This is a genomic window from Virgisporangium ochraceum (assembly GCF_016863655.1).
Classification (GTDB): Bacteria; Actinomycetota; Actinomycetes; order Mycobacteriales; family Micromonosporaceae; genus Virgisporangium; species Virgisporangium ochraceum.
This window is the reverse complement of sequence record NZ_BOPH01000086.1, coordinates 39593-63481: the sequence shown is the minus strand read 5'-3', so window position 1 is coordinate 63481 and position 23889 is coordinate 39593. Positions and strand designations below refer to the sequence as shown.

The following is a 23889-nucleotide window of genomic DNA, read 5'->3' as shown; positions in this document are numbered from 1 at the left end:
CCGGCGGGCCCGCTCGTTGGGCCGGCGTGTGGCGACGGTTCCTGACGGTCCCCGCGTGGGTGGCCGTGGTCCTGATCCTCGGTCCCTCCGGCGGCGGGCCTCCCGCGGAGGCACCGACGCCACCCGGGGCCACCGCCACGCGACCCGTCGGGCCGACGGCCGCACGGCTCGACGCGCTGGCGGTCGCGATCACCGGGACCGCCGAGGAGCTGCGGGCGTCCGAGCGGCTCAACTACCACCGGGTCGAGGGTGGGGTGGCGGCCTGCATGGCGGCGGCCGGCCGTCCCTACCGCATGGCGCCGTTCGTGAGCTTCTACGCCGACTTCACCGACGCCGACCTGGGCTACGGCACCGGGAGCGCCACCGTGTTCGACTCGGTCACCGAGCGCGGCCGGCGGCTGGTGCTGAACACGATCGCCGGGGCGAGGCTGTCCCGCGCGGGTCTGACGGGACGGGGCTGGGTCGGCTCCACCGACATCGAGGCGCTGAACCGGTGCCGCGCGCCCTACGAGTACCGGGCGTACCACGACTTCGACCCGCCGCCCGGCGCGTACCGACTCGCCGGCTTCGTCGACCTGCTCGAGACCGTCCTCCGGGACCCGCGCGTGACCGCGGCGTTCGAGCGCTACCGGCCGTGCATGCGTGCCCGCCTCGGCCACGACGTCCCGGACCGCTCCGACTTCCTGTTCCAGGCCCGCCTGCCCGCCGGGCACGCTCCGCTCGACGGCCAACCGCCGGATCCCGAGTGGACGCGCGGCCTGCGGGCCCTCGACGAGGCGTTCGCGCTCGACGTGGAGTGCCGGCTTCCCGCGTACCGGGAGGCGATGCGGGTCGTCGCCGCGAACCTCGACGCCTGGGAGCGGCGTCACCGGACCGAGCTCGACGCGGTCCGCGCCGCCTGGCGGCAGCGGGTCGCGGACGCGGCGACGCTCGGCCGCTGAGCCGCACACCCGGTAGGCTCGGCCGGATGCGACCCGATCATCGGTGGATGGCCGTCGTCGCGGTGGCCGGGGGGTTTCTGCTGGGCTTCCTCGACTTCGTCTGGATCAGGTTCATGCCGTCGGCCGTCGCGCACCTCGGGAACTCCAGTGCCGTCTGGGCCGTCGCCGCGTTCTGGTACGGGTACCGGGCCCGGGCGTGGCGCGTCGCCGCCGGCGGTGCGGCGGTCGGGCTCGTGGTCGCGGTGCCGAGCTACTACCTCGCCGCGACGCTGGTCCAGGACGACGACCTCGCCGTCATCGGGCAGCCGAGTTCCCTGCTGTGGATGGCGTTCGGCGTTCTCGCCGGTGTCGTGTTCGGTGTCGCCGGCGCGTGGGCGCGGACGGACGGGTGGCGGCAGGTGGTCGGCGCGGCGGCACCGGGCGCGGTGCTGTTCGCGGAGGCGGCTCTGCTCGCCGGCCGCGTCGGCGATCCCAGCTACGGCACGGAACCGGCGTGGCAGGCGGCGCTCGACGTCGCGCTCGGTGTGCTCGTCGTGGTGCTGGCCGTCGCGCCGTGGCGGCGCCGTCTACAGGCCCTGGCCGCCGCCGTGCCCCTGGCCGTCGTCGGGGTCGCGGCGTTCGTCGTCGCGGGTTTCGGATGACGCGCGTGTGGGCCGGCGCCACACGAGAGACGGGACGATCGCCGGCACGCGGCGCATGTGCTCCTCGTACGCCGGGCGGCGCTCGATCGAGCGCCGGTCCATCATGGGCACGCTGACGAACGTGAACAGCAGCACCATGGCGACCGGTCCGACGATCGTCCACCACCACCCGGGCGCGGCGGCGAGCCCGAACAGCCACATGCCCCACCAGAAGCCGATCTCGCCGAGGTAGTTCGGGTGCCGGGAGTACCGCCACAGTCCCCGGTCGATGATGCGGCCGCCGTTGGCCGGGTCGGCCGCGAAGCGGTACAGCTGCCGGTCGGCGAGGGCCTCGGTCGCGATCGCGGCGGCCGTCACCACGACGGCGAGCACGTCGAGGACGCCGAACGACCGGCCGGTCTCCGTGACCGCCGGCCACACCGCGAGCATCCCGAGGAATACGACGACCGTGGGCATGACCTGGATGCCGGTGAGGCTGACCAGCCACCACGGCACCCGGCGCGGGAGCCCGCCGCGGATCTGCACGTACCGCCAGTCCTCGTGGCTGAGCCCGCGCCACGACACCGCCCAGTTCGCGGTCAGCCGTACGGCCCAGACGAGGACGAGGAGCAGCACGACCGCCTGCCGCACCGTGAGCCCGCCGGCCCACACCACCCAGGCGACCGCGATCACCGGTGGCGCGACGCTCCAGTACGCGTCGTACAGGCTGGAGTTCCCGACCGCCATCGAGACCCCGAACACCACGACCGTGGCGGCGAGGTCGGCCCAGAACGTCACCAGCAGCGGATGCTGGTCGGGCACGGCCGCGACGACGGCCCACGCCGCCAGTCCCGCGAGCACGTACGCGGCCGTGACCACCGCGAACCCGAGCGCCCGCGACGTGGTGGCCAGGCCACGACCCACCCGGTATTCACTGCCGCCGATCGTCATGCGAGAAGCGTAGGCCCCGGCGGCCATGCAACAAAGCTGCAAACGCAATCCATTGACCGACGTAATTTCTTCTTCATACCGTGAGAGGAAAGCGCTTTCCTGTCGTCGCCCGACGGGAAGCCGTGGGACATGGAGGTCCACCAGTGCACCCACCGAAGCATCCCCGCCGCACCATGAGCGCTCTTGCCGCCACCGTCCTGGCCACCGCGTTCGTCTTCACCGTGGCCACCGCCGCGAACGCCGCCACCCTGCTCTCCGACGACTTCGACGACGGCAACGCCGGCGGCTGGAGCACGTCGGGTGGAAGCTGGTCGGTGTCGTCCGGCGTCTACTCGCAGTCGGGCACCGGGGCCAGCGCCAAGGCCTCGGCCGGCCAGACCTCGTGGACCACCGCCACGGTGTCCGCGCGGGTGCGGCCGAACACGTTCAGCGGCAACGGCTCGCGCGGGGTCGGTGTCACGGCCCGCGTGCAGAGCACGTCGAGCTTCTACGCGCTCGTCGTCACGCCGACCGCCGTGCAGCTCCGCAAGGGCGCGACCACCACGCTCGCGTCGGCGTCGTTCACGGCGACGCCGGGCACCTGGTACACGCTGTCGTTGAGCGCGACCGGCGGTTCGCTGGTCGGCTCGGTCAACGGCAGCACGGTCGTGACCGCCTCGGACGCTTCCTACTCCACCGGACGCGCCGGGCTGCTCGCCAACTACACCGCCGGCTCCTTCGACGACGTCGTCGTCACCGACGCGGCCGGTCCGAGCCCGAGCCAGCCGCAGTCGCCGTCGCAGCCGGGCTCGCCGTCGTCATCGGGACCGCCGTCCCAGTCCCAGTCCCAGTCGCAGAACCCGCAGCCGCCGACCGGGATCCTCGGCTGGGCGACCCAGGCCGGCGGCACCACCGGTGGTTCGGGCGGCCCGACGGTCACCGTGTCGACGTGGGCCGACCTGCGCACGCAGGCGCAGGCCGCGGGCACCCGGACGATCCTCGTCGACGGGATGCTCAGCGGCTCGGGCACGATCGAGGTCACGGCGAACAAGACGATCCGCGGTGTCGGCGCCAACTCCGGCGTGTCCGGTACGACGCTCAACATCGAGGACATGCACCCCGCCAACGTGATCATCCAGAACCTCAACATCCGCGGGGTCCCGGGTGGCGACGCGATCCAGATCGAGAACGCGACGCACATCTGGCTCGACCACAACACGATGCAGAGCACCATCGAAAGCGACGTCGACTTCTACGACGGCATGATCGACATGACCCACGCGGCCGACTACATCACGGTGTCGTACAACATCGTCCGCAACCACTGGAAGACGTCACTGGTGGGCCACTCCGACGGCAACGGCTCCGAGGACATCGGACACCTGCGGATCACCTACCACCACAACTGGTTCGACCGGACCTTCGAGCGCAGCCCGCGGGTGCGCTTCGGCGAGACCGTGCACGTCTTCAACAACTACTACACGAACGTGAACAACAACGCCGACTCGTACGCCATCGCGTCGACCGAGAACGCCGGCCTCCTCGTCGAGGCGAACGTGTTCGAGAACGTGCAGCAGGCCTGCTGGTCGGCGAGCGGCTACGCCGACTCGGGTCCCGGGCGGCTGGTCGCCCGGAACAACTCGCTGACCAACTCCGGCCCCTGCGAGGTGAACGGCACCGTCGCGGCGCTGCCGTACAGCTACTCGCCCGAGAACGTCGGCACGGTCAAGGCCTCCGTCACCGCCAACGCGGGCACCGGAAGGATCTGACGACCGGCGGCCCGCGGAGCGCAACCGGCGCCTCGGGCGGGCCATCGCCCCTGCACGGCTTATGATCACGGCATGATGACCGGGCGCGTCCGGCGCGGGCGCGTCGCCACCTCGCTCACGTTCTTCCTCTTCGGCGCCGCGCTCGGCGTGTGGACCGCGCGCATCCCCGCGGTCAAGGAGCGCCTCGGTCTCAGCGACGGCCGGTTGAGCATCGCGTTGCTGGCGTTCGCCGCCGGATGCATCGTGGGCATGGCGGCGATCGGCCGCCTCACCGACCGCTTCGGCAGCTCGCGCGTGCTGGTGCCGGCGGCGTTGCTGGAGGGCGTGCTGCTCGTCGTCCCCGGGTACATGACCGGGCTCGTCGGGCTGTGCGTGGCGCTGGTGCTGTTCGGCGCCGCGCACGGCACCCTCAACATCGCGATGAACGCCAACGCGATCGAGGTGCAGCGCGCCGCCGGCCGCCCCATCATGTCGTCGTTCCACGCCGTCTACAGCATCGGCGGCTTCTGCGGCGCCATCACCGGCGGCGTCCTCGCCGGCCGCGGCGTCAGCGCCGGCGCCACGTTCCTCGCCGTCGGGGCCGCCGTCGTGGTCCTGGCCGTCTGGGCGTCGCTGTGGGTCCTTTCCACATCCACAGTGGACGCACGTTCCCAGGACCGGTTCTCCAGGCCACGTTCCTACGTCCTGTTGTTCCTGGGTTTCCTGGTGCTGTGCACGCTCGTCGGCGAGGGGGCGGCCGCCGACTGGAGCGCCGTGTACCTGCGCGACCACCTCGGCAGCGGTGCCGGCTTCGCCGCCTACGGGTACGCCGCGTTCTCCATCGCGATGACCGTGGGCCGCTTCGCCGGCGACCCGCTCGTCCGCGCGGTCGGCCCGGTACGGCTGGTGCAGGGCAGCGGGGTGCTGGCCGCCGCCGGTCTCGGCGTGGCGCTGCTGGTCGACCATCCGGTCGCCGGCGTCGTCGGGTTCGGACTGCTCGGCGCCGGCCTGTCGTGCGTCGCGCCGCAGATCTTCTCCGCGGCCGGCGACCGCGACACGCAGCGGGCCGGGCGTGCTCTGTCCACTGTGGTCAGCATCGGCTATCTCGGGTTCCTGCTGGGTCCGATCGCGATCGGCGCCGCCGCCACGTGGGTCGGACTGCCCGCGGCGCTGCTGATCCCCGTCGTGCTGGCGCTGTTCGTGGCGGCGAGCGCCACCGTCATGCGACCGGCACCGTCCACTGTGGAGCGTTGAGTGTTCGGGTTCTCCTCCTACCACTGGGACGTCGGGGAGCTGTCGGCGGACGACCGCCGGGCCCTGGTCACGCTGAACGGGGCCTCCCCGGAGACGCCGCTGGCCGGGTACGCCACCCACGACCCCCACGCCCTGCTCGCCGCGTTCCGCGCCCTGGTGCACAGCACCGACGTGCGGGCCCGCGGGGTCGCCCTCGACCAGTACGTCTACGCGGAGGCGCAGGGCCGGTGGGGCATCGAGAACCCGCTGGTCCTCTTCGACGACGCCGTACGCGCCGCGGCGCGGGAGATGCTCACGGCCGTTTCGCGGCCCGGGATCCCGCTGACCGACCAGCCGCTGCTCCTGTCGGGCTGGCGCAGCGCGCTGGGCGCCCTGACCCACGTCGGCGACTCCTCCGAGCTACCGCTCGTCATGACCGTGGTCGAAGCGATGGCTGCCGATGACCTGCTCGATCGGCACGCGTTCTGGCCGGTCGAGGTCCGCCTGGCCGACGCCGACCCGGCGACCCGCTCGCACGTCGACGCGTGGCTCGCCGGCATGGCCACCGACGAACGGCTTCCCGTCGAGGTCCGGGTGGAGGCGGTGGGGACCCTGGGACCGCGCCACCACGAGGAGGTGGCGGGACTGCTGCGCCACCCCGCGGTGCCCCTCGCCGTCGCGGCCGCGCGGTACCTCCTCGACGGCGACCCGTCCCCGGAGGTGGCCACCCGCGTGGCCGACGTCGTAGCCGGCTGGCCCGGCGACGCGCCGTACCCGGCGGACGAGGTCCGCCACCGCCTGGCCGAGATCGCCGACCTGGCAACGGCACGCGCGACGCTCACCGGTCCCTCGGCGGAGACGGTGGCCGGCGCACTGTCCACTGTGGCCGAACACGGGACCGCCGCCGACCTGCCCGCAACCCTCGCCGTCCTCGACGACGACCGGCTCGTGCTGGCGGGCGCCGATACCGTCGCGGACGCCGTCGTGGAGTGCCTGCGCACCGCCGACGGTCCGGTGGCCGACCGGGCGTACCGGGCACTGGCCACCGTCTACACCGACGGGGCACGGCCGGTCGACGTGCGGGTGCTGGCCCTGCGGCCGTTCTGGTGCCGCCCCGAGCACCGGCTCGACGCTGTCGCGGTCACCACTCTGCTGACCCACGACGACCTCCGCCTCTCGACGGCGGCTGCCATGGCGCTGGTCGGGCGCCGGGGATCCGAGGCCCCGGTACGCGCCGCCGCCGCCCGCTGGCCCGACGACGCCCCCGACCCGGCCGACCGCGTCCGCGACCTCCTCACCGACCTCGACGACCTCGCCGCCGCCCGGGCCGTGATAGCCGCCGCACCCACCACGGCAGGCCCTTCCCGCGACGCGGCGGGCCCCGTACCCGCCACCTCGGACGACGCGCGGACCCTGCTCGCCGCCATTCGGACCGTGACCCTCGACGGCGACGCGTCCGACGGCCCCCGGCTGCTCGCCGCATGCGCCGTCGCCGGCGACCTCCCGCTCGCGTGGGCGTTGCGTCGAGCCCTCCTGAGACGGGGCGACCCCGCCGACGCCCGCTACGCCGCCGCGATCAGCGGCCTCGACGCCCGGATCCTGGCCGGCCCCGTCAACGGCTGACCGTCAACGGCTGACCGTCAACGTTGCGAGACCCGCGACGGCGTCGATCGTGTAGCGGTCGCGGGCCGTGTCCCATCCGGTGGGTATGAGACGGGTGCCGGCGACCACCCCTGTGCGCCGCACCCCGTCGACCGTGACCGATGCAGCACCCTTCGTCAGCACGACCCGCACCGGGACGCCCATGGGCGTGTGCACCGCGAAGTCCTCGGCCCCGCCCAGCATCCGCACCGCCACCGAGCCCTGCGGCTTCGGCAGCCACAGTTCGATGCGCGCCACCCCACCGGTGAAGTCGACCCCGGCGACGGACGTCGAACGCAGGTCGACGCTCGCCGACTCCGACCCGCCCACGAGCGTGACGCGCCACTTGACCCGCTGGTTGAGTTCCATCGTCACGGTGTCGGAGGTGCCGTTGTCGACAACATTGACGAGGCGCAACTTGACCACGTCGCCCTCGCGGGACACGCGCGGGATGAAGCCCGACCCGTCCGGGGTGGACGCGCGGTACAGGTCGTTGCCCAGGTCGGCGGCGCGCACCACCACCGCGGTGACGCCCGCGGCCAGCTGGAACTCGGCCTCCGTCGTCCCGCCGAGGGGACCGGTGACGAGGCGCTCGGGCCCGGGTGGGGTCGCGGGCTCCCCCCGGGTGGCACCGGCGTCCCGGGTGGGCGGGTCGATGAACCGGGCGAACGTGACGCTCACCAGCGCGACCAGCACCACGAGTGCCGCGCCCACCAGGACCCCGCCGAGCGGAAAGCGCCGCCGCGGAGGGTCCGGGAGCATCGACATCTCCTGCGTACCGTCCGGCTCCCGGTACTGCGGCACGATCGACGCGGAGGAGGGATCCCGGGTCTGCGGCTCCCCGGTCTCGGAGACCCCGGCCGAGTCCCCGGTGCCGGGAAAACCGGAATCCGTCGGCTCACCCGAACGCCCCGGAAACCCGGAATCCCCCGGAAACCCGGTATAGGCCGAAGAACCGGTATGCGCCGGAAACCCGGTATGCGGCCCGAGATCCGGCCCGGCCGGCGTGGACGCCATGTTCAACCCCCGACTCACCCCATGATCGGCGATCCTCCATACACGTACGCACCGCGGGCCCGGTGGGATCCCTCCACCCGGGTCGATCGTGCGGGCGTCTCGTCCTTTGTGCGGTTTCAGGTGGTTATGCGCCGGTCACCACTGCGAGGGGAGGACCGGGACGGCCACGGAACCCCGTCGAGGAACGCGTCCATCGCGTCGACCACCCGGGCCAGCACGTTCACCGACGCCACGGCCGGGCCCGGCACCGACAAGCCGTGGTCGGCGTCGGTGACCTCCAGGACGTGCGGGGTCAGCCGGCGCGCCACCGCGCCGTCCCACAGCGTGTCGGCGGTGCCGCCGACGAGAAGGAACGGAGCGGGCGCCCGCCCGAGGGCCGCCACGATCCAGGGCGCGGTGAGCAACGGGGTCAGCCAGATCGCCGGCAGCGCCCGGTCGGCGGCAAGGGCCGCGGCGTGCGACCCGAGCGACTTGCCGATGACCAGCGGACGCCCGTCGAGCAGCGGCGCCACCTGCCCGGCGACCCAGCCCTCCGTGGCCGGTGCGAACGGATCCGGTACGGCGCCGGCCCATGAATGACGGTGCAACGTCGCGCCCCGGCGGACCGGCACGTCGCCGGCGTACCAGAGCAGGCCGGTGGTGGGACCGTATCCGCGCCCGGGAAGCAGCAGCGCGTCCGCCATCCGGCAAGGCTACGGTGGACGGATGCCCGACGCGACCGGCCAGGCCAGCGCCGAGGCGAATGGGGCGAGGTTTCCGCGGTTGCACGGCCGGCCCCGCCACGGGTGGATCAACGACCCCAACGGCCTGTCGTTCGTCGACGGGCGGTACCACGTCTTCTTCCAGTACAACCCCGACGAGGCCACCCACCGCGCCATCCGCTGGGGTCACATGAGTTCGACCGACCTCCTCCGGTGGCGGGAGGAGCCGGTGGCCCTGCACAACCGGCCGGGCGAGGTCGACGGCCACGGGTGCTGGAGCGGCTGCGTCGTCGACGACGCCGGCGTGCCCACGGCGGTCTACAGCGCCGTGCGCGACTCCGGGCACCGCGCCGAGGTCGTGCTCGCGCGCAGCGACCGGTCGATGCGCGAGTGGCACCAGGACCGCACCCCGGTGATCGGCCAGCCCGACGACCCCACGATCACCGACGTGCGCGACCCGTTTCTCGTCAATGTTGACGGTCATCGCTACGCGATCCAGGGTGCCGGCCACAACGAGGGTCGGGGACCCGCCCGGGTCCTCGTGTACGGCTGCGACGACCTCACCCGGTGGACGCCGCTCGGGTCCCTCCTCACCGCCGACGACCCGGTGGCCGCGGCGATCGCGCCGGCGGAGATCTGGGAGTGCCCGAACCTGGTGCGGCTCGGCGACCGGTGGGTGCTGATCGTGTCGCTGTGGCGCGCGGGCAGCCACCTCGCCGGGGTCCGGTACCTCGTCGGCGACCTCGTGGCGGGACCCCGGTTCGTACCCCGCACCGGTGGGCTCCTCGACACCGGTCCCTGCTTCTACGCCCCGCAGGTGCTCCCGCTCGCCGACCGCGTCCTCATGTGGGGCTGGGCGTGGGAGCTCGACCGCCCGCCGGAGCAGGTCGCGGGCTGGGCCGGGTCGCTCACGTTCTGCCGCGAGCTGCACATTCAGGGTGACCGCGTGAGCACGCACCCCGTGCCCGAGCTCACCGGTCTCCGGGGTGCGGCGCTCCCTACCCACACGCCGTTCCACGCGGACTCGTTCGATGCCGAGCTCACCGGGTCCGGTCGGGTCATGTTGATCCATGTTGACGACGGCGCCGAACGGACCGTGCTCGACCTCGCGCCCGGCGGCGGCCGGCCCCGGATCCTGGTCGACGGTTCGATGGTCGAGGCGTTCGACGGGTCCGGGCGGGCGTTGACCACCCGGGCGTACCCGACGGCGGCCGGACGCTGGTCGATCCGCGCGGATGCACCCGTGCGGGCCTGGCGCACGGCATAGTTGCCTGGTGGGTGACCTGGAGCAGGTGGGCCGGGCGGCGGCGCGTGACGCCGGTGGGATCGACGCGCAGCTGCTCGGCGGGTTCCTGCCCGCGGTGGTGGCGGCGACGGCCGCCGGGCGGAGGCTGCGGCGCCCGGAGCTGGCGGCGTGTGTCGCGGCCGGGCGCCGGGCGGCGACCCAGGGAATCGCGATGCGCGCGCTGGTGGACCTGTACCTGTCCGCCGGCTGGCGGTTGTGGCGCGACGTGCCCGAGGTCAGCCGCGGCGACGCCGGCCAGGTGCGGGCCGCCGCATTGAGCATGTTGCGTGCCGCCGACGACGGGGTCGCGGCCCTGGTGGAGGGCTACCAGCTGGCCCTGGCCGACCTCGGCCGGCTGCGCGAGTCGACCAAGCGGGAGGTGCTGGAGAGCCTGCTCGCCGGCGGTCCGCAGGCGGTCGACGCGGCGGGCCCGGCGGCCGACCTCGGCCTGGTACTCAGCGGCCCCGTCTCGGTGCTGGTGGTGCGGGCACACTTCACCGACCCGGCCGCCGCCGGGCTCCCGCTGCGCGTCGAGCGCGCGCTGCAGGGCCGTTACGGTGACGCCCAACCGCTGGTCGACCTGCACGACGGTGACCTCGTGTGCGTGTTCGCCGCCCCCGACGCCGACGCCGTCGACCTGGTGTCCCGGGCGGTGGGCTCGGTCCTCGACGGCCACTACTCCGGAGGCGGCTGGCGGGGGGCGGTGAGCACCCCACGCACCGGTGCGGCCGCGGTGCGGGCCAGCCACGACGAGGCGAGGTACGCGCTGGAGATCGCCGACCGCCTGGGCCTGGTCCATCCCGTGGTCGACGCCGGTGAGCTGGCTGTGTACCGGGTGCTCCTGCGCGACCGTCCCGCGGTGCACGACCTGATCCGCGGCACGCTGGCGCCGCTGCTCGATGCGCGCGGCGGTCCGGGTCAACTGCTGGAGACCCTCGACGCGTATTACCAGAGCGGGTGCGTGGCCACGGAGGCCGCGGCGAGGCTGCACCTCTCGGTGCGGGCCGTGACCTACCGCCTGGCGAGGGTGACCCACCTGATCGGCAGGGACCCGACCGACCCGGCCAACCGCTTCACGGTGCAGGCCGCGGTGACGGCGGCGAAGCTCCTGAACTGGCCCGAGGTCCCGCTGGACTGAGCCCGGGTCCCTTGCGCTGAACCTTTCTGCGCTCCCGCGCGCCTGACCCCGTCCCGCGGGATCAGCGCGCGTGGACGCGCGCGACGGCGGCGCGGGTGTTGCGGGCGGCGGCCAGTGTCTCGAGTCGCAGCTTCGTGTGCGGGCGACGGCCGGTCAAAGCCGGCATTTCGGCTGAGCCTTTACCGTCCGTCGTCCCGGACCTGCCCGCACGGCCCTGGGCCGGCCGCCTTGTTTGCTGTTCCGGGAACGATAACTATTCAGGCGGTGGTGGGCGCCGGTGGCTGTGTCCTCCCGGCCCGATCTTGGACTTCCGGACATGCCATGACGTGTACGGAAGTCCAACATCGCCATGACCTCCTCGATCGACGCCGGCCGACACTGGCTGACACGGTCGCCTCCGGCCCCGCCGGACACCTTTGGCGGCACAGCGACCACAAGTGTCCGACGAACAGCCACCACAACCAGGTGAACAGTTACCACGAACGGTAGCTGTTCAGGTACTCGCACCGCCCTTCTGGCCTGCTGCGATGCACAGGTTGTTCCGGCCCGCGCCATCCCCGAGAGATCTCACGCTGCGTGACGTTAGCGGAACCGGGTCCGGGTCGATCGAACCAACAAGATCAGCTTTCCAGGAACAGGAGTGAAGTCAGGCTTCACTGTGGTTCCTGGAAAGCTGATCTTGTCCGGTTGACAGCGGCGCGAAACGGTCGAACGGGTATCGACGGGTTGTCACGGGGAGTAAGGACCGCGATCTCGGCCCGTCGATCCCTCGACCGGTGGCGGTTGGCGGTCGTGTGGCTGGCGTGTCCACCGGTGTCGATCGAGGACGGATGGTGCCCCGAGACGCCCTCGTCTTCCTCGATCGACAACCCCCGGGTGCCGGGCGCCTGTCGGCGGCAACCGGGGAGACAAAACGCGTCCCGGACAGCACTTTCTCTCCCGGCACATACTCGACAACCGCCCACTACTCAGGCACCAGGAACGAACGTGAGGTCAGGCTGCGGGTTCGTTCCTCAAACGACGATCAAGTGGTCACCGCGCCCTCGCGAGGGGCGGGCTTCGGCAACGCGCAGTGACACCGGTCCCCCGGACACTCCGCCCTGCCCCGATTGGGGGCGTCCGGCCCCGGGACCGGGTGGGGAGGCATCCGGGCCGGGGGAGGGGTGAGTGCTGGGGATGGGGGGATGGGCGACGGGCGGCGAAGGGCGAAAGGCGAAGGGCGAAGGGCGCGGTCGCAGGGGCCGGGCCACCACCGCGAGGATCGGGCCCGACATCGGAGGGGTGCTGCGGCTGGCCGGGGTTGCCGGGGTCCGGCAAGGTTGCCGGGGTTTGCTTGTCCGGACAGGGACCGGGTCCTACCTGGGGGTTTACGGGAACGATTGAGCACGTACCCGTTCGACTACCCCCAGGAGGTATCAGTGCTCGACGTGCCAGCGTGGCTCTGGGCCGTGTTCGCGGGCAGCGTGGTGATCATGTTGTTGATCGACCTGTTCGCGCACCGGAGGACACACATCATCGGCTTCCGCGAGGCGGCCGTGTGGAGTGCGGTCTGGGTGGGGGTGTCACTCCTGTTCGCCGGGCTCGTGTGGGCGAGCCTCGGCACGGGGGCGGCCGTCGAGTTCACCACCGCGTGGCTGCTCGAGAAGAGCCTGTCGGTCGACAACCTGTTCGTCTTCGCCCTGATCTTCGGGTACTTCGCGGTACCGCGGGAGTACCAGCACCGGGCCCTGTTCTACGGGGTCATCGGCGCCCTGGTGTTCCGGGCGATCTTCATCGCGGCCGGCGTGGCCATCGTCAGCACGTTCACCGTCGTGCTGTTCGTGTTCGCGGCGATCCTCCTCTGGAGCGCCTACAAGCTCATGAAGGACGACGACGAGGAGTACGACCCGCGGAAGAACATCGCCGTGCGCCTGGTGCGCAAGGTGGTGCCGGTGCAGGAGCAGTACTCGGGCGCGAAGTTCTTCGTGAAGGTCGCCGGCAAGTGGGTGGCCACCCCGATGTTCGTGGTCGTGGTCGCGATCGAGGCCGCCGACCTGGTGTTCGCCGTCGACAGTGTGCCGGCGGTGCTCGCGGTCAGCGACGACACGTTCATCGTGTACTCCTCGAACGCCTTCGCGATCCTCGGCCTGCGGGCGCTGTACTTCTTCCTCTCCGGAATGCTCGACAAGTTCCACTACCTGTCCAAGGGCCTGGCCATCATCCTGGGCTTCATCGGCGTCAAGCTGATCCTGCAGGCCGCCCACAAGACGATCAGTACCTCGATCCCGGAGATCCCGTCGCTGGTCAGCCTTGCCGTGGTGGTGCTGGTGCTCGCCGGGTCGGTGGTGCTCAGCCTCACGCGGCCGGCGCCCGCGCCGGTCGAGGCCGCCGCCGAAAGGGTCGAGGCCGGAAAGGACGACGGGACCGGCGACGCCGGGACAGCCGCCACCGGGCAGGTCGACGACGACCGGGAGCGGCTCGCCCGGGAAGGCAGCCCGTAACCGTCGAATCCCCACGTGACGCCAGTTCTGTTGCTTAGAGTGACGGAGCAATTGCGATTCGGTGTCACGTGGGGGACGACATCATGGGCAACGGGCGGGCCAGGGTTCTCCTGGTCGTGGCCGGGGTGGGGATGCTCGGCCTGGTGACGCTCCTCGCGATCGGAGCGGCGCGCCGGGCCGACGCGGCGCCCGTCCTGGCGGCGACGCCGGCGCCCGTCGACCCACCGGCCGTACCCGCCAGCGGCGCCCGCGACCCGGCCGGCAGTCAGGCCGGCAGCCGCACCGGCCCGGCCGGCAAACAGGCCGGCAAACAGGCCGGCCCGGCCAGCAACCAGGCCGGCAAACAGGCCGGTCCGGCCAGCAGACAGGCCGGCACGCAGAGACCGGCCACCCCGCGGACCACCGGCCGGCCCACACGGGCCGCCAGCCCACCGCCGGGCAAGGTGAACAGGAACGCGTCGACGAAGCCGGCGGGGAGCGCCGTCGCCACGCCCGCCAGCAGCCGGGCACCGTCCGGCGGTCGCGACGGGCGGCCCGGCCCGCGGGCCAGCGCGAGCGGCGACGACGACGGCGAACCCGGCGCCACGATCCAGGCAGCACCACTGCCGCCGACGCTGGTGGTCGCGACCGGCGGCACCAACCAGATCGGCGTCACCTGGGTCGGCTCCCTCAGCATCGGGGTCAGCGGCTACACCGCCACCGCCACCAGCGGCGCCACCGTGAAGACCTGCACGACCAGCGGCCTCGGCTGCACGATCACCACCGTTCCCTCCGGTACCTGGTCGGTCGTGGTCGTGGCGAACCGGTCCGGCGAGACGTCGGTCGCCACGAGCCCGGTCAACGTCTCCGTCGTCGACCCGTACAACCCGCCCGGAGCACCGACCAACGCGACCGCCACGGCCGGCGCGAACTCGGTCACGATGAGTTGGACGGCGCCGGCCAACGTCGGCGCCGGCATCGACCGCTACACCGCGACCGCCCTCCTCTCCGGCCAGTCGTGCACGACGACCGGCACCTCCTGCACCGTCACCGGCCTGACGCCCGGAACGCTGTACACGTTCAGCGTCGTCGCGATCGCGCCCGGCACCTCCGGAACGTCGCCGGCCAGCAACCTCACCGTCGCGGTCGCGCCAGGCCCGCCCGGCGCGCCGATCGGCGCGGGCGCGGTCGCCGGCGCCACCTCCGCCCAGGTGAGCTGGCTCGGCCCGCTCAACGTCGGCGGCGGCATCGACCGCTACGTGGTCACCTCGACGCCCGACGGGAAGACCTGCACCACGACCGGCATCACCTGCACGGTGACCGGGCTGACCAGCGGCACCAGCTACACGTTCGGCGTCGTCGCGGTCGGTGTCGGCGGCACCGGGTCGTCGGCCGCCGCGACCACGTCGGCGGTCGTGCCGGGACCGCCGGGCATGCCGCGCAACGTCAAGGTGACCGTCGGCGCGCTCGGCGTCATCAACGTCTCGTGGGACGCGCCGGACAACCCCGGTGGTGGCATCGCCGGCTACACGGCCACGGCCGACCCCGGCCTGCTGCTGAACCAGTGCGTCGCCCTGCTGCCGACCGAGCGCAGCTGCTCCATCCTCGGCCTGCTCGTCGGGCAGAGCTACACGGTCACCGTGGTCGCGAACGGCGTCGGGCTGACCGGACAGTCGCAGCCCAGCGCGCCGACCGCGCCGGTGATCCCGGGTCCGCCGGGCGCGCCGACGGACGTCACCGCGACCGCCGGCGGCGCCTCCGCCACCGTCAGCTGGACCGCGCCGGCCAACGCCGGTGCCGGGATCACCGGCTACCTCGTCAGCGCCTCGCCGGGCATCGCGGGCTGCGCGACGAGCGGCACCTCGTGCACCGTCAACGGGCTGCTGCCCGGGACCCCGTACACGTTCACGGTCGTGGCGACCAGCCTCGTCGGCGCCTCGCCCGCCAGCGCGTCCACTGCCGGTGTGACCCCGGGCCCGCCGGGTACACCGACCGGCGTCACCGCCACCCCCGGCCAGAACGCGGCCACCGTGTCGTGGACCGCGCCGGCCAACACCGGCGGCGGCATCGCCGGGTACACCGTCACGAGCCTGCCGGGCGGGAAGACGTGCACGACCACCGGCACGTCGTGCGCCGTGACCGGGCTGACGTCCGGCGTCGCGTACACGTTCTCGGTCGTCGCCACCGGCGTGCCGGGCACCGGGAACTCGCTGGCGAGCCTGCTGTCGCTGCCGGTCGTCCCCGGTCCGCCGGGCACGCCCACGCTGGTCACCGCGGTGCCGCGCGACCGGTCGGCGGTCGTCGCGTGGCTGCCGCCGCTGTCGGCCGGCGCCGGCATCGACCACTACACGGTCGTCGCGAGCCCGGGCGGGCAGGCCTGCACCGCGAGCGGGGCAACGACCTGCACCGTCACCGGGCTGACCGCCAACACCGCGTACACGTTCACGGTGACCTCGGTCGGCGCCGGCACCACCGGCAGCTCGCCGGCGAGCGTACCGAGCACGGCCGTCACCCCCGGCCCGCCCGGCGCGCCGACCGACGTGCTGGTGAGCGCCGGCAACGGCTTCCTCGACGTCACCTGGGACCTGCCGCTGCTCGGCGGCGACCTCGTCGCCGGCTACGTCGCGACCGCGCTGCCGGGCCCGCACGCGTGCGTCGTGCTGCTGTCGAACCAGAACAGCTGCCGGATCACCGGCGTCGACAACGGCACCCAGTACCAGGTCGCGGTCGTGTCGGTCGGCCTCGGCGACCTCGGCGACTCCGACCCGAGCACGCCGAGCGCGCCGGTGACACCGCTGGCGCCGACCGCGCCGACGGGCGTCACCACGACCGCGAAGGCGGCCTCGGTCACCGTGGCGTGGACCGCGCCGACCGTGCTGCCGTTCGGCCTCACGGGCTACCGGGTGACCGCGTCGCCGGGCGGCGCGACCTGTCTCAGCGTGACCACGACCTGCACGGTCGCCGGGCTCACCAGCGGCACCGGCTACACCTTCTCCGTGGTGGCCGTCGGCGTCGGCGAGTCACCCGCCGCGGTCAGCGACCCGGTGATCCCGGGGCCGCCGGGCGCGCCGACCGGCGTCACCGCGACACCCGGCCCGAACCGGGTCACGGTGTCGTGGACCGCGCCGGCCAACCCTGGCGGCGGCATCGCGCGGTACGACGTCACCGCGACCCCCGGCGGCGGGACCTGCACGGCCACGGCCGGCGCCACGAGCTGCGTCGTCACCGATCTCGACAACCTGGTGCCGTACACGTTCGCGGTGGTCGCGGTCGGCGGTGGCAGCACCGGGTCGTCGCTTCCCGGGGTGACCACCACAGCGGTGACCCCCGGCCCGCCGGGCGCGCCGACGCTGGTGGCGGCGGTCGCCGGCGCGAACGCGGCGATGGTCTCCTGGACGCCGCCGGTCGTCACCGGCGCCGGCGTCGCGAGCTACACCGTGACCGCCTCGCCGGGCGGCCGGACCTGCACGTCCACCGGCGCGAGCTGCGCGGTCACCGGGCTGAGCGCCGGCACCGCGTACACGTTCACGGTGGTCGCCGTCGGCACCGGCAGCAGCGGCAGCTCCGCGGCGAGCGCGGCGTCGAACGCGGTGACGCCCGGTCCGCCGGGCGCGCCGACCGGGGTGACCGCCACCGCCGGCAACGCCCAGCTCTCCGTCTCGTGGACGGCGCCGGCGCAGACCGGCGGCGGCATCACCTCCTACCTCGCCACGGCGAGCCCCGGCGGGCGGACCTGCACCACGGCCGTCGGCACGAGCTGCGTGATCACCGGCCTGACCAACGGGCAGGCGTACACCGTCTCCGTGGTGGCGTCGGGCAACGGGACGTCCGCCGCGGGCACGACCGCCTCGGCCGTGACGCCCGGCCCGCCCGGCGCGCCGACCGGCGTCACCGCGGCACCCGGTATCGCGTCCGCGACCGTCTCCTGGACCGCACCGGCCACCACCGGCGCCGGCGTCACCGGCTACGCGGTGACCGCCAGCCCGGGTGGCCCCGGCTGCCTCGCGCCGGTCGGCACGAGCTGCGTGGTCGCCGGGCTCACCCCGGGCACCGCCTACACGTTCACCGTGGTGGCGACCGGTCTCAGCGGCGACTCGGCGGCCAGCGCGCCGTCGTCGGCCGTGACCCCCGGCCCGCCGGGTGCGCCGACCGCGGTCACCGCCGTCGCCACCACCACGCCGGGCGAGGTGACCGTCTCGTGGACCGCGCCGGGCAACACCGGCGCCGGCGTCGCGTCCTACACGGTCACGAGCCTGCCCGACAGCCGCACCTGCACGACCGCCACGACCACCTGCGCGGTGACCGGCCTCACCGACGGCGTTGCGCACACGTTCACCGTGGTCGCCACGGGCGCGCCCGGCACCGGGGCGTCGACGCCGAGCCTGCCGAGCGCACCGGTGACCAGCGGCCCGCCCGACGCGCCGACCGGCGTCACCGCGATGGCCGGCAACGGGCAGGTCACCGTGTCGTGGACCGCGCCGACCGGAACCGGCGCCGGTGTGACCGGCTACCTCGTGACGGCCACGCCCGGCGGCGCCACGTGCACCACGACCACCGCGACCGCGTGCGCGATCGACGGGTTGATCAACGCGCAGGCGTACACGTTCACCGTGGTCGCCCTCGGACGCGCGGGGAGCTCACCGCTCAGCGACGTCTCGCTGCCGGTCACCCCGACCGCCGACCTGCCCGGCGCGCCGACGGACATCACCACGACGGCCGACGCCGACTCGGTGACCGTGAGCTGGCAGGCCGCGACCGGCGACGTCGCGAGCTACACCGTGACGCTCACGCCCGGCGGCGCCACCTGCACGACCGCGGCCACCACCTGCGACATCGCGGTGGCGCCCGGCACCTATGCGGTGACGGTCGTCGCCACCGGCAGCGGCGGTTCCTCGGCACCGGCAGTCTCGGTCGCCGGCGTCGGATCGCCGGGCCTCCCCACCGGGGTGCAGACGGTCGTGGCCGGCGACGACGTCACCGTCTCCTGGGTGGCGCCGACGTTCGCCGGCGCGGGCATCGACGCCTACACGGTGACGCTGGACCCCGGCGGACACACCTGCTCCACCAACGGAGCGCTGACCTGCACCGTCACCGACGTGCCGGCCGGCTCCTTCACGGCGACGCTGCGCGCCGGCGGCCCCGGCGGGCTGTCGCTGCCGACCACCCTCGGCGTCGTCACCGGCGCGCCGGGGCCGCCGACGGGCGTCACCGTGACCCCGGGCACCGGGCAGCTCACCGTCTCCTGGACCGCACCGGCCGGTGCCGGCGCCGGGATCAGCGGCTACGAGGTGGTGCTGTCGCCGAACGACGGCGGCTGCCAGGTGGGCACCAATGTCACCTCCTGCGTGGTGACCGGGTTGACCGACCGCACCCCGTACCTGATCACCGTCGTGGCGACCGGACCCGGCGGCGACTCGCTGCCGGCGGTCGGCGGCGCCGCGGTGAGCACCGGCGCGCCGGCGGCACCGACCGGCGTGACCGTCGACGCCGGCTCGAACGAGGCGACCGTGTCGTGGACCGTGCCCGCCAACACCGGTGCCGGTCTGACCGGCTACCTGGTCACCGGCTCGGGCGGGCAGACGTGCGTCACCGTCGCCACCTGGTGCACGGTCACCGGGCTCGACGCCGGCGAGCCGTACACGTTCGTCGTGGTCGGCGTCGGACCCGGTGGCACGTCAATCTCGTCAACACCGTCGCTGGCCGTCAAGGTCGGCCCGCCGGGGACGCCCACCGGGGTCGACGCCGTCGTCGGCGCCGGCCAGGCGACCGTGTCGTGGACCGCGCCGGGGCACGACGGCGCCGGCATCGTGAACTACGTGGTGACCGCGTCGCCGGGCGGCGCGTCGTGCACCACCGCGCTGCTCACCTGCACCGTCACCGGGCTGTCGAACACCACCGCGTACACGTTCTCGGTGGTGGCGGTCGGCGTCGGCGACACCGGTCCGTCGGTGCCCACGGTCACCGCCACCGGCGTGACCCCCGGCCCGCCGGGCGCGCCGACGGCGGTCGTCGCGACCCCGGGCGCCGGCACCGCGACCGTCCAGTGGACCGCGCCGCTCGTGGCCGGCCCGGGCATCGCCTCCTACACGGTGACCGCCTCGCCCGGCGGCCGCACCTGCACCGCCGTCGGCACCACCTGCGCGGTGACCGGGCTCGTGTCGGGCACCGCGTACACGTTCAGCGTGGTCGCGGTGGGGTCCGGCGGTTCCGGCACGTCTCCGGCCGGGGTGACCGCGCTGAGCGTGACCCCCGGCCCGCCGGGCGCGCCGACCGGCGTGATCGTGGTACCGGGACTGGGCACCGCACAGGTGCGGTGGACGGCGCCGGTCAACGCCGGTGCCGGAGTCGCCTCGTACACCGTGACCGCGTCCCCCGGTTGGGCGCAGTGCACCACCGTGACGCTGACCTGCACGGTGACCGGGCTCAACCCGTTGCTGCCGCACACGTTCACCGTGGTGACGAACGGCATCGGCAGCACCGGTACGTCGGTGTCGGGCGTGCCGCCGCCGGCCGTGGTGCCCGGCCCGCCGGGCGCGCCGACGGGTGTCACGGGCGTGCCGGGGGACCACTCCGTGGTGCTCTCCTGGATCCCGCCCGCGGAGGTGGGCGCCGGAGTCACCGGGTACACGGCGAGCGCGTCGAGCGGGCAGAGCTGTACCGGCGCGCTGCCCACGTGCACGGTCACCGGGCTCACGCCCGGGGTGCCGGTGACGTTCACCGTGGTGGCGAACGGCGTCAGCGGCGACTCCGCCGCGAGCGTCGCGTCGGCCGCGGTGACGCCGGGGCCGCCGGGCGCGCCCACGGGCGTCACGGCGACGCCCGGTGCCGGCAGCGCCAGCCTGCACTGGACCGTGCCGGCCAGCCCGGGCGCCGGGATCGCGTTCTACCGCGCGACCGCCTCGCCCGGAGGGGCCGTGTGCACCACCACCGGCGACACCTGCGTGGTGTCCGGCCTGGCCGACGGCACCCCGTACACGTTCACCGTGCACGCGGTCGGCGCTGGCGCCACCGGCCAGTCGGCGGCCAGCGCGCCGTCGGCACCGGTGACCACCGGCGCTCCCGGCCTGCCGACGATCACCACCGTGGTCGCCGGCGACGGCCAGGCCACCGTCTCGTGGACCGCGCCGGCCGGCGTCGGCGCCGGCCTCACCGGCTACGAGGTGACCGCCACGCCCGGCGGCGCGTCGTGCACCACCGCCGGCACCAACTGCACGGTGACCGGGTTGACGAACGGGGTCGTGTACACGTTCACCGTCGTCGCCACCGGTCCGGCGGGAAACTCGGCGCCGGCCCTGACCGCCGTGCCGACCATCACCGGCCCGCCCGGCGCGCCGACCGGCCTGACGGCCGTCGTCGGCAACGGCCAGGCGACGGTGTCGTGGACCGCGCCCGCCACCACCGGCGCCGGCGTCACCGGCTACACCGTGACGTCGACGCCGCCCGGCTTCGGCTGCGTCACCGGCGGCGCGACCAGCTGCCTGATCGCCGGGCTCGCCAACGGGGTCGCGTACACGTTCACGGTCGTCGCGAACGGCGTGGTCGGCGCCTCGGACGCAAGCTCGTCAACATTGACCGTCACGCCGTCGGGCCTCGTGCCGACCGCGCCGACCGGCGTCGTCGCGACCCCGGGCGCCGGCCAGGTGACCGTCTCCTGGACGCCGGTCGCCGGTGCCACCGGCTACACCGTCACCGCCGGCCCGGGCACGTGCACGACGACGGGCTCGTCCTGCACGGTCACCGGGCTCACCGACGGGCTGCCGTACACGGTCTCGGTGACGGCCGCCTCCTCCGGCGGCGTCTCGGCGCCCGCCGTGGTACCGGCCGTCGTCACCGGCGCGCCGTCGGCACCCCGGTCGGTGTCGCTGGTGACCGGCAACGGCCGGGCCGTCGTGTCGTGGCTGGCGCCGCTCAGCTCCGGTGCCGGGCTCACCGGCTACCGGGTGACGCTCAGCCCCGGCGGCGCCAGCTGCGAGGTGACCGGGCTGACCTGCGCCATCACCGGGCTGGTCAACGGAACCGCGTACACCGCGTCGGTGGTCGCGCTCGGCACCGCCGGCACGTCGGTGGCCGCCACCAGCGGGTCCGCGCTCACCGGTCCCCCCGCCGCACCGGCCGCGGTGACCGTCACCGCGGGCGCGAACGGCGCGGTGGTCTCCTGGACCGCGCCGACCGGCCTCGGCGCCGGCCTGACCGGCTACACCGCGACCGCCGCACCCGGCGGCGCGCACTGCACCACGGTCGCGTTGACCTGCCAGCTCACCGGCCTCGCGCCCGGTCAGCTGTACACGGTGACCGTCACCGCCGCCGGCCCCGGCGGCACCTCACCGGCGAGCGCGCCCCCGGCGTTGGTGGTCTCCGGCCCGCCCAGCGCGCCGGTGTCGGTCACCGCGACTGTCGGCAACGGCCGGTCGGTGGTCTCGTGGAGCCTGCCGGTGCAGGCCGGCGCCGGCGTCGACCACTACGTGGTGACCGCGTCGAACGGCGCCACCTGCACGACGGTGCTGCTCACCTGCGCGGTGACCGGGCTGACCAACGGCGTCGCGTACACGTTCACGGTGCGCACGTACGGCGTCGGGCAGTCCGGGGTGTCGGCGCCCTCGGCGCCGTCCGCGCCGGTCACCCCGTCGGCGAGCCTCGCGGGTGCGCCGACCACGGTGACCGCCACCGCCGGCAACGCCGCGATCCACGTGTCGTGGACGCCGTCGGCGACGGTCGGCGACGGGATCGACCACCACGTCGCCACCGCCTACCCCGACGGCGCCCGGTGCCGCGCCGCCACGGCGACCAGCTGCACGATCACCGGGCTGACCAACGGGCGCACGTACCGGGTCGTCGTCGGTGCCGTCACCACCGGGCAGGCCGGCGTGTCGGCGCTCAGCGACTACGTGACCGGCCTGGTGCCGCGCGGCACCCTGCCGGCGAACCCGGCCCGCGCGCACGCGGTCGCGGGGGACTCGTCGGCGACGGTGTCGTGGCCGGCGTCGACGGGTGCGGCCGGGTACACCGTCACCGCGTCACCCGGCGGCGCGACCTGCACCACGACGGCGCTGACCTGCACCGTGACCGGGCTGACCAACGGCGTGCGGTACGCGTTCACGGTCCGCGCGACGGTCGCCGGCAAGCTGTCGCTGGCGAGCCCGTGGAGCAACCCGGTGACCCCGGGCCTGGGCGCGTCGTCGATCGGCGCGCCGGCGGCACCGGCCGACGTGCGGGTGGAGCCCGGCGACGGCGAGCTGACCGTCTCGTGGACCCAACCGACGGCCGGCGCCGCTGTCGTCGACAGCCTCGTGACCGTCGAACCCGGCGGGCAGACGTGCGTCTCGACGGGCCTGGGCTGCACCGTGACCGGGCTCGCCAACGGCACCGCGTACACGGTGACGGTCGTCGCGCGGGGAGCCGGCGACGAGTCGCCGCCGGCGACGGCCACCCACCAGGCGGTGCCGAGCCGCGAGCCCGGCCCGGTCACCGACGTCACCGTGACCCCGCGGTACAGCTCGCTGGTCGTCTCCTGGACGCCGCCCGCCGACCAGGGCAGCGGCATCGCCTACTACTCGGCGCGGACCGGCTCGGGCAACGGGTGGTGCGTCGCCGTCGGCGCCGCCGCGACCGAGTGCGTCATGTACGTCCCGATCGACGCCGACTACGAGGTGACCGTGCGCGCCCACGGCCTGCACGACCGCCGCTCCGACGGCGCCGTCGGCTCGACCGCCGGCCGGCCGGACTGGCCCGACCTCCCCGACACCGGCCCGACCGGCGCGCCGGACCTCACCACGAGCAAGGGCTCGACGAACGTCACCGTGGCACCGGGCGGCGAGACCGTGACGGTCCTCGGCGCGGACTTCGCGCCGAACTCGTCGGTGCAGATCGTGCTGCACGAGGTGCTCACGGCGTCGGGCGCGTCGGTGGCCGCGGCCGCTGAGGTGCTCGCGACGGTGACCGTCGACGAGGACGGGACGTTCAGCGTCTCGGCATGGGTGCCGGACATCGACCCGGGCACGGGGTCGGTGCTCGCGGCGTACGGGGTCGCGGCGGACGGCTCGATCCGCTCGCTGCACGTCCCGGTGACCCGTGGCGCGGCCACGGCGCAGCCGCCGGTGACCGGCGGGCCGCCGGTGCAGGACATCCCCTCTTCCGGCTCGTCCGGTTCCTCCGGCTCTTCTGGCTCTTCCGGTTCCG

General features: G+C 74.1%; 11 protein-coding genes and 1 pseudogene. 9 read left to right on the top strand and 3 right to left on the bottom strand.

All coding sequences use genetic code 11. The features are described from left to right. Positions 1 to 59: 59 nt before the first annotated feature. Together Voc01_RS30580 and Voc01_RS30575 are read left to right on the top strand one after the other, a co-directional pair. Positions 60 to 941, top strand: a complete 882-nt coding sequence (locus Voc01_RS30580; protein ID WP_203931070.1) for a hypothetical protein — start codon at positions 60 to 62, stop codon at positions 939 to 941. Between the two features lie 26 nt (positions 942 to 967). Then, positions 968 to 1582 (top strand): DUF6518 family protein, encoded by a 615-nt coding sequence (locus tag Voc01_RS30575; protein ID WP_203931069.1) that lies wholly within the window; start codon positions 968 to 970, stop codon positions 1580 to 1582. Here Voc01_RS30575 and Voc01_RS30570 read toward each other — a convergent pair. Continuing rightward, a complete protein-coding gene (locus Voc01_RS30570; RefSeq protein WP_203931068.1) occupies positions 1508 to 2512 on the bottom strand; it encodes a DUF1295 domain-containing protein in 1005 nt (334 codons plus the stop codon). The two genes, Voc01_RS30575 and Voc01_RS30570, sit on opposite strands and share 75 nt — an antisense overlap. Positions 2513 to 2685: 173 nt before the next feature. On the opposite strand from Voc01_RS30570, the gene Voc01_RS30565 reads away from it, so the two are divergent. From Voc01_RS30565 to Voc01_RS30555, 3 genes are all read left to right on the top strand, one after another. Then, positions 2686 to 4260 (top strand): pectate lyase family protein, encoded by a 1575-nt coding sequence (locus Voc01_RS30565; protein WP_203931067.1) that lies wholly within the window; start codon positions 2686 to 2688, stop codon positions 4258 to 4260. 72 nt (positions 4261 to 4332) lie between these two features. Continuing rightward, on the top strand, positions 4333 to 5493 hold the full coding sequence (locus tag Voc01_RS30560; protein WP_203931066.1) for an MFS transporter: 1161 nt from the start codon (positions 4333 to 4335) through the stop codon (positions 5491 to 5493). Then, the gene (locus Voc01_RS30555) at positions 5494 to 7095 is read left to right on the top strand and encodes a hypothetical protein (RefSeq protein WP_203931065.1); all 1602 of its coding nucleotides are present in this window, start codon (positions 5494 to 5496) and stop codon (positions 7093 to 7095) included. 3 nt (positions 7096 to 7098) lie between these two features. Here the strand turns inward: Voc01_RS30555 and Voc01_RS30550 are convergent, their stop codons facing one another. Together Voc01_RS30550 and Voc01_RS30545 are read right to left on the bottom strand one after the other, a co-directional pair. After that, a complete protein-coding gene (locus tag Voc01_RS30550) occupies positions 7099 to 7875 on the bottom strand; it encodes a hypothetical protein (protein ID WP_203931064.1) in 777 nt (258 codons plus the stop codon). Positions 7876 to 8246: 371 nt separating this feature from the next. Beyond that, complete coding sequence (locus tag Voc01_RS30545) at positions 8247 to 8813, bottom strand: alpha/beta hydrolase (protein ID WP_203931063.1); 567 nt, start codon at positions 8811 to 8813, stop codon at positions 8247 to 8249. Positions 8814 to 8835: 22 nt separating this feature from the next. On the opposite strand from Voc01_RS30545, the gene Voc01_RS30540 reads away from it, so the two are divergent. From Voc01_RS30540 to Voc01_RS53325, 4 genes and pseudogenes are all read left to right on the top strand, one after another. Further along, positions 8836 to 10098 (top strand): glycoside hydrolase family 32 protein, encoded by a 1263-nt coding sequence (locus Voc01_RS30540; RefSeq protein WP_203931062.1) that lies wholly within the window; start codon positions 8836 to 8838, stop codon positions 10096 to 10098. 7 nt (positions 10099 to 10105) lie between these two features. Next, on the top strand, positions 10106 to 11254 hold the full coding sequence (locus Voc01_RS30535; RefSeq protein WP_203931061.1) for a PucR family transcriptional regulator: 1149 nt from the start codon (positions 10106 to 10108) through the stop codon (positions 11252 to 11254). A gap of 1418 nt (positions 11255 to 12672) precedes the next feature. Next, a complete protein-coding gene (locus Voc01_RS30530) occupies positions 12673 to 13734 on the top strand; it encodes a TerC family protein (RefSeq protein ID WP_239160585.1) in 1062 nt (353 codons plus the stop codon). Between the two features lie 83 nt (positions 13735 to 13817). After that, positions 13818 to 23126: pseudogene (locus Voc01_RS53325) on the top strand (fibronectin type III domain-containing protein); the annotation flags it as partial. Positions 23127 to 23889: the final 763 nt, after the last annotated feature.

What these genes read in the sequence shown, in the direction of transcription:
- Voc01_RS30575 (WP_203931069.1), top strand. Translation starts at nt 968, where the DNA reads ATGCGACCCGATCATCGGTGGATGGCCGTCGTCGCGGTGGCCGGGGGG.
- Voc01_RS30570 (WP_203931068.1), bottom strand. Translation starts at nt 2,512, where the DNA reads ATGACGATCGGCGGCAGTGAATACCGGGTGGGTCGTGGCCTGGCCACC.
- Voc01_RS30565 (WP_203931067.1), top strand. Translation starts at nt 2,686, where the DNA reads ATGAGCGCTCTTGCCGCCACCGTCCTGGCCACCGCGTTCGTCTTCACC.
- Voc01_RS30545 (WP_203931063.1), bottom strand. Translation starts at nt 8,813, where the DNA reads ATGGCGGACGCGCTGCTGCTTCCCGGGCGCGGATACGGTCCCACCACC.
- Voc01_RS30560 (WP_203931066.1), top strand. Translation starts at nt 4,333, where the DNA reads ATGATGACCGGGCGCGTCCGGCGCGGGCGCGTCGCCACCTCGCTCACG.
- Voc01_RS30540 (WP_203931062.1), top strand. Translation starts at nt 8,836, where the DNA reads ATGCCCGACGCGACCGGCCAGGCCAGCGCCGAGGCGAATGGGGCGAGG.
- Voc01_RS30550 (WP_203931064.1), bottom strand. Translation starts at nt 7,875, where the DNA reads ATGCTCCCGGACCCTCCGCGGCGGCGCTTTCCGCTCGGCGGGGTCCTG.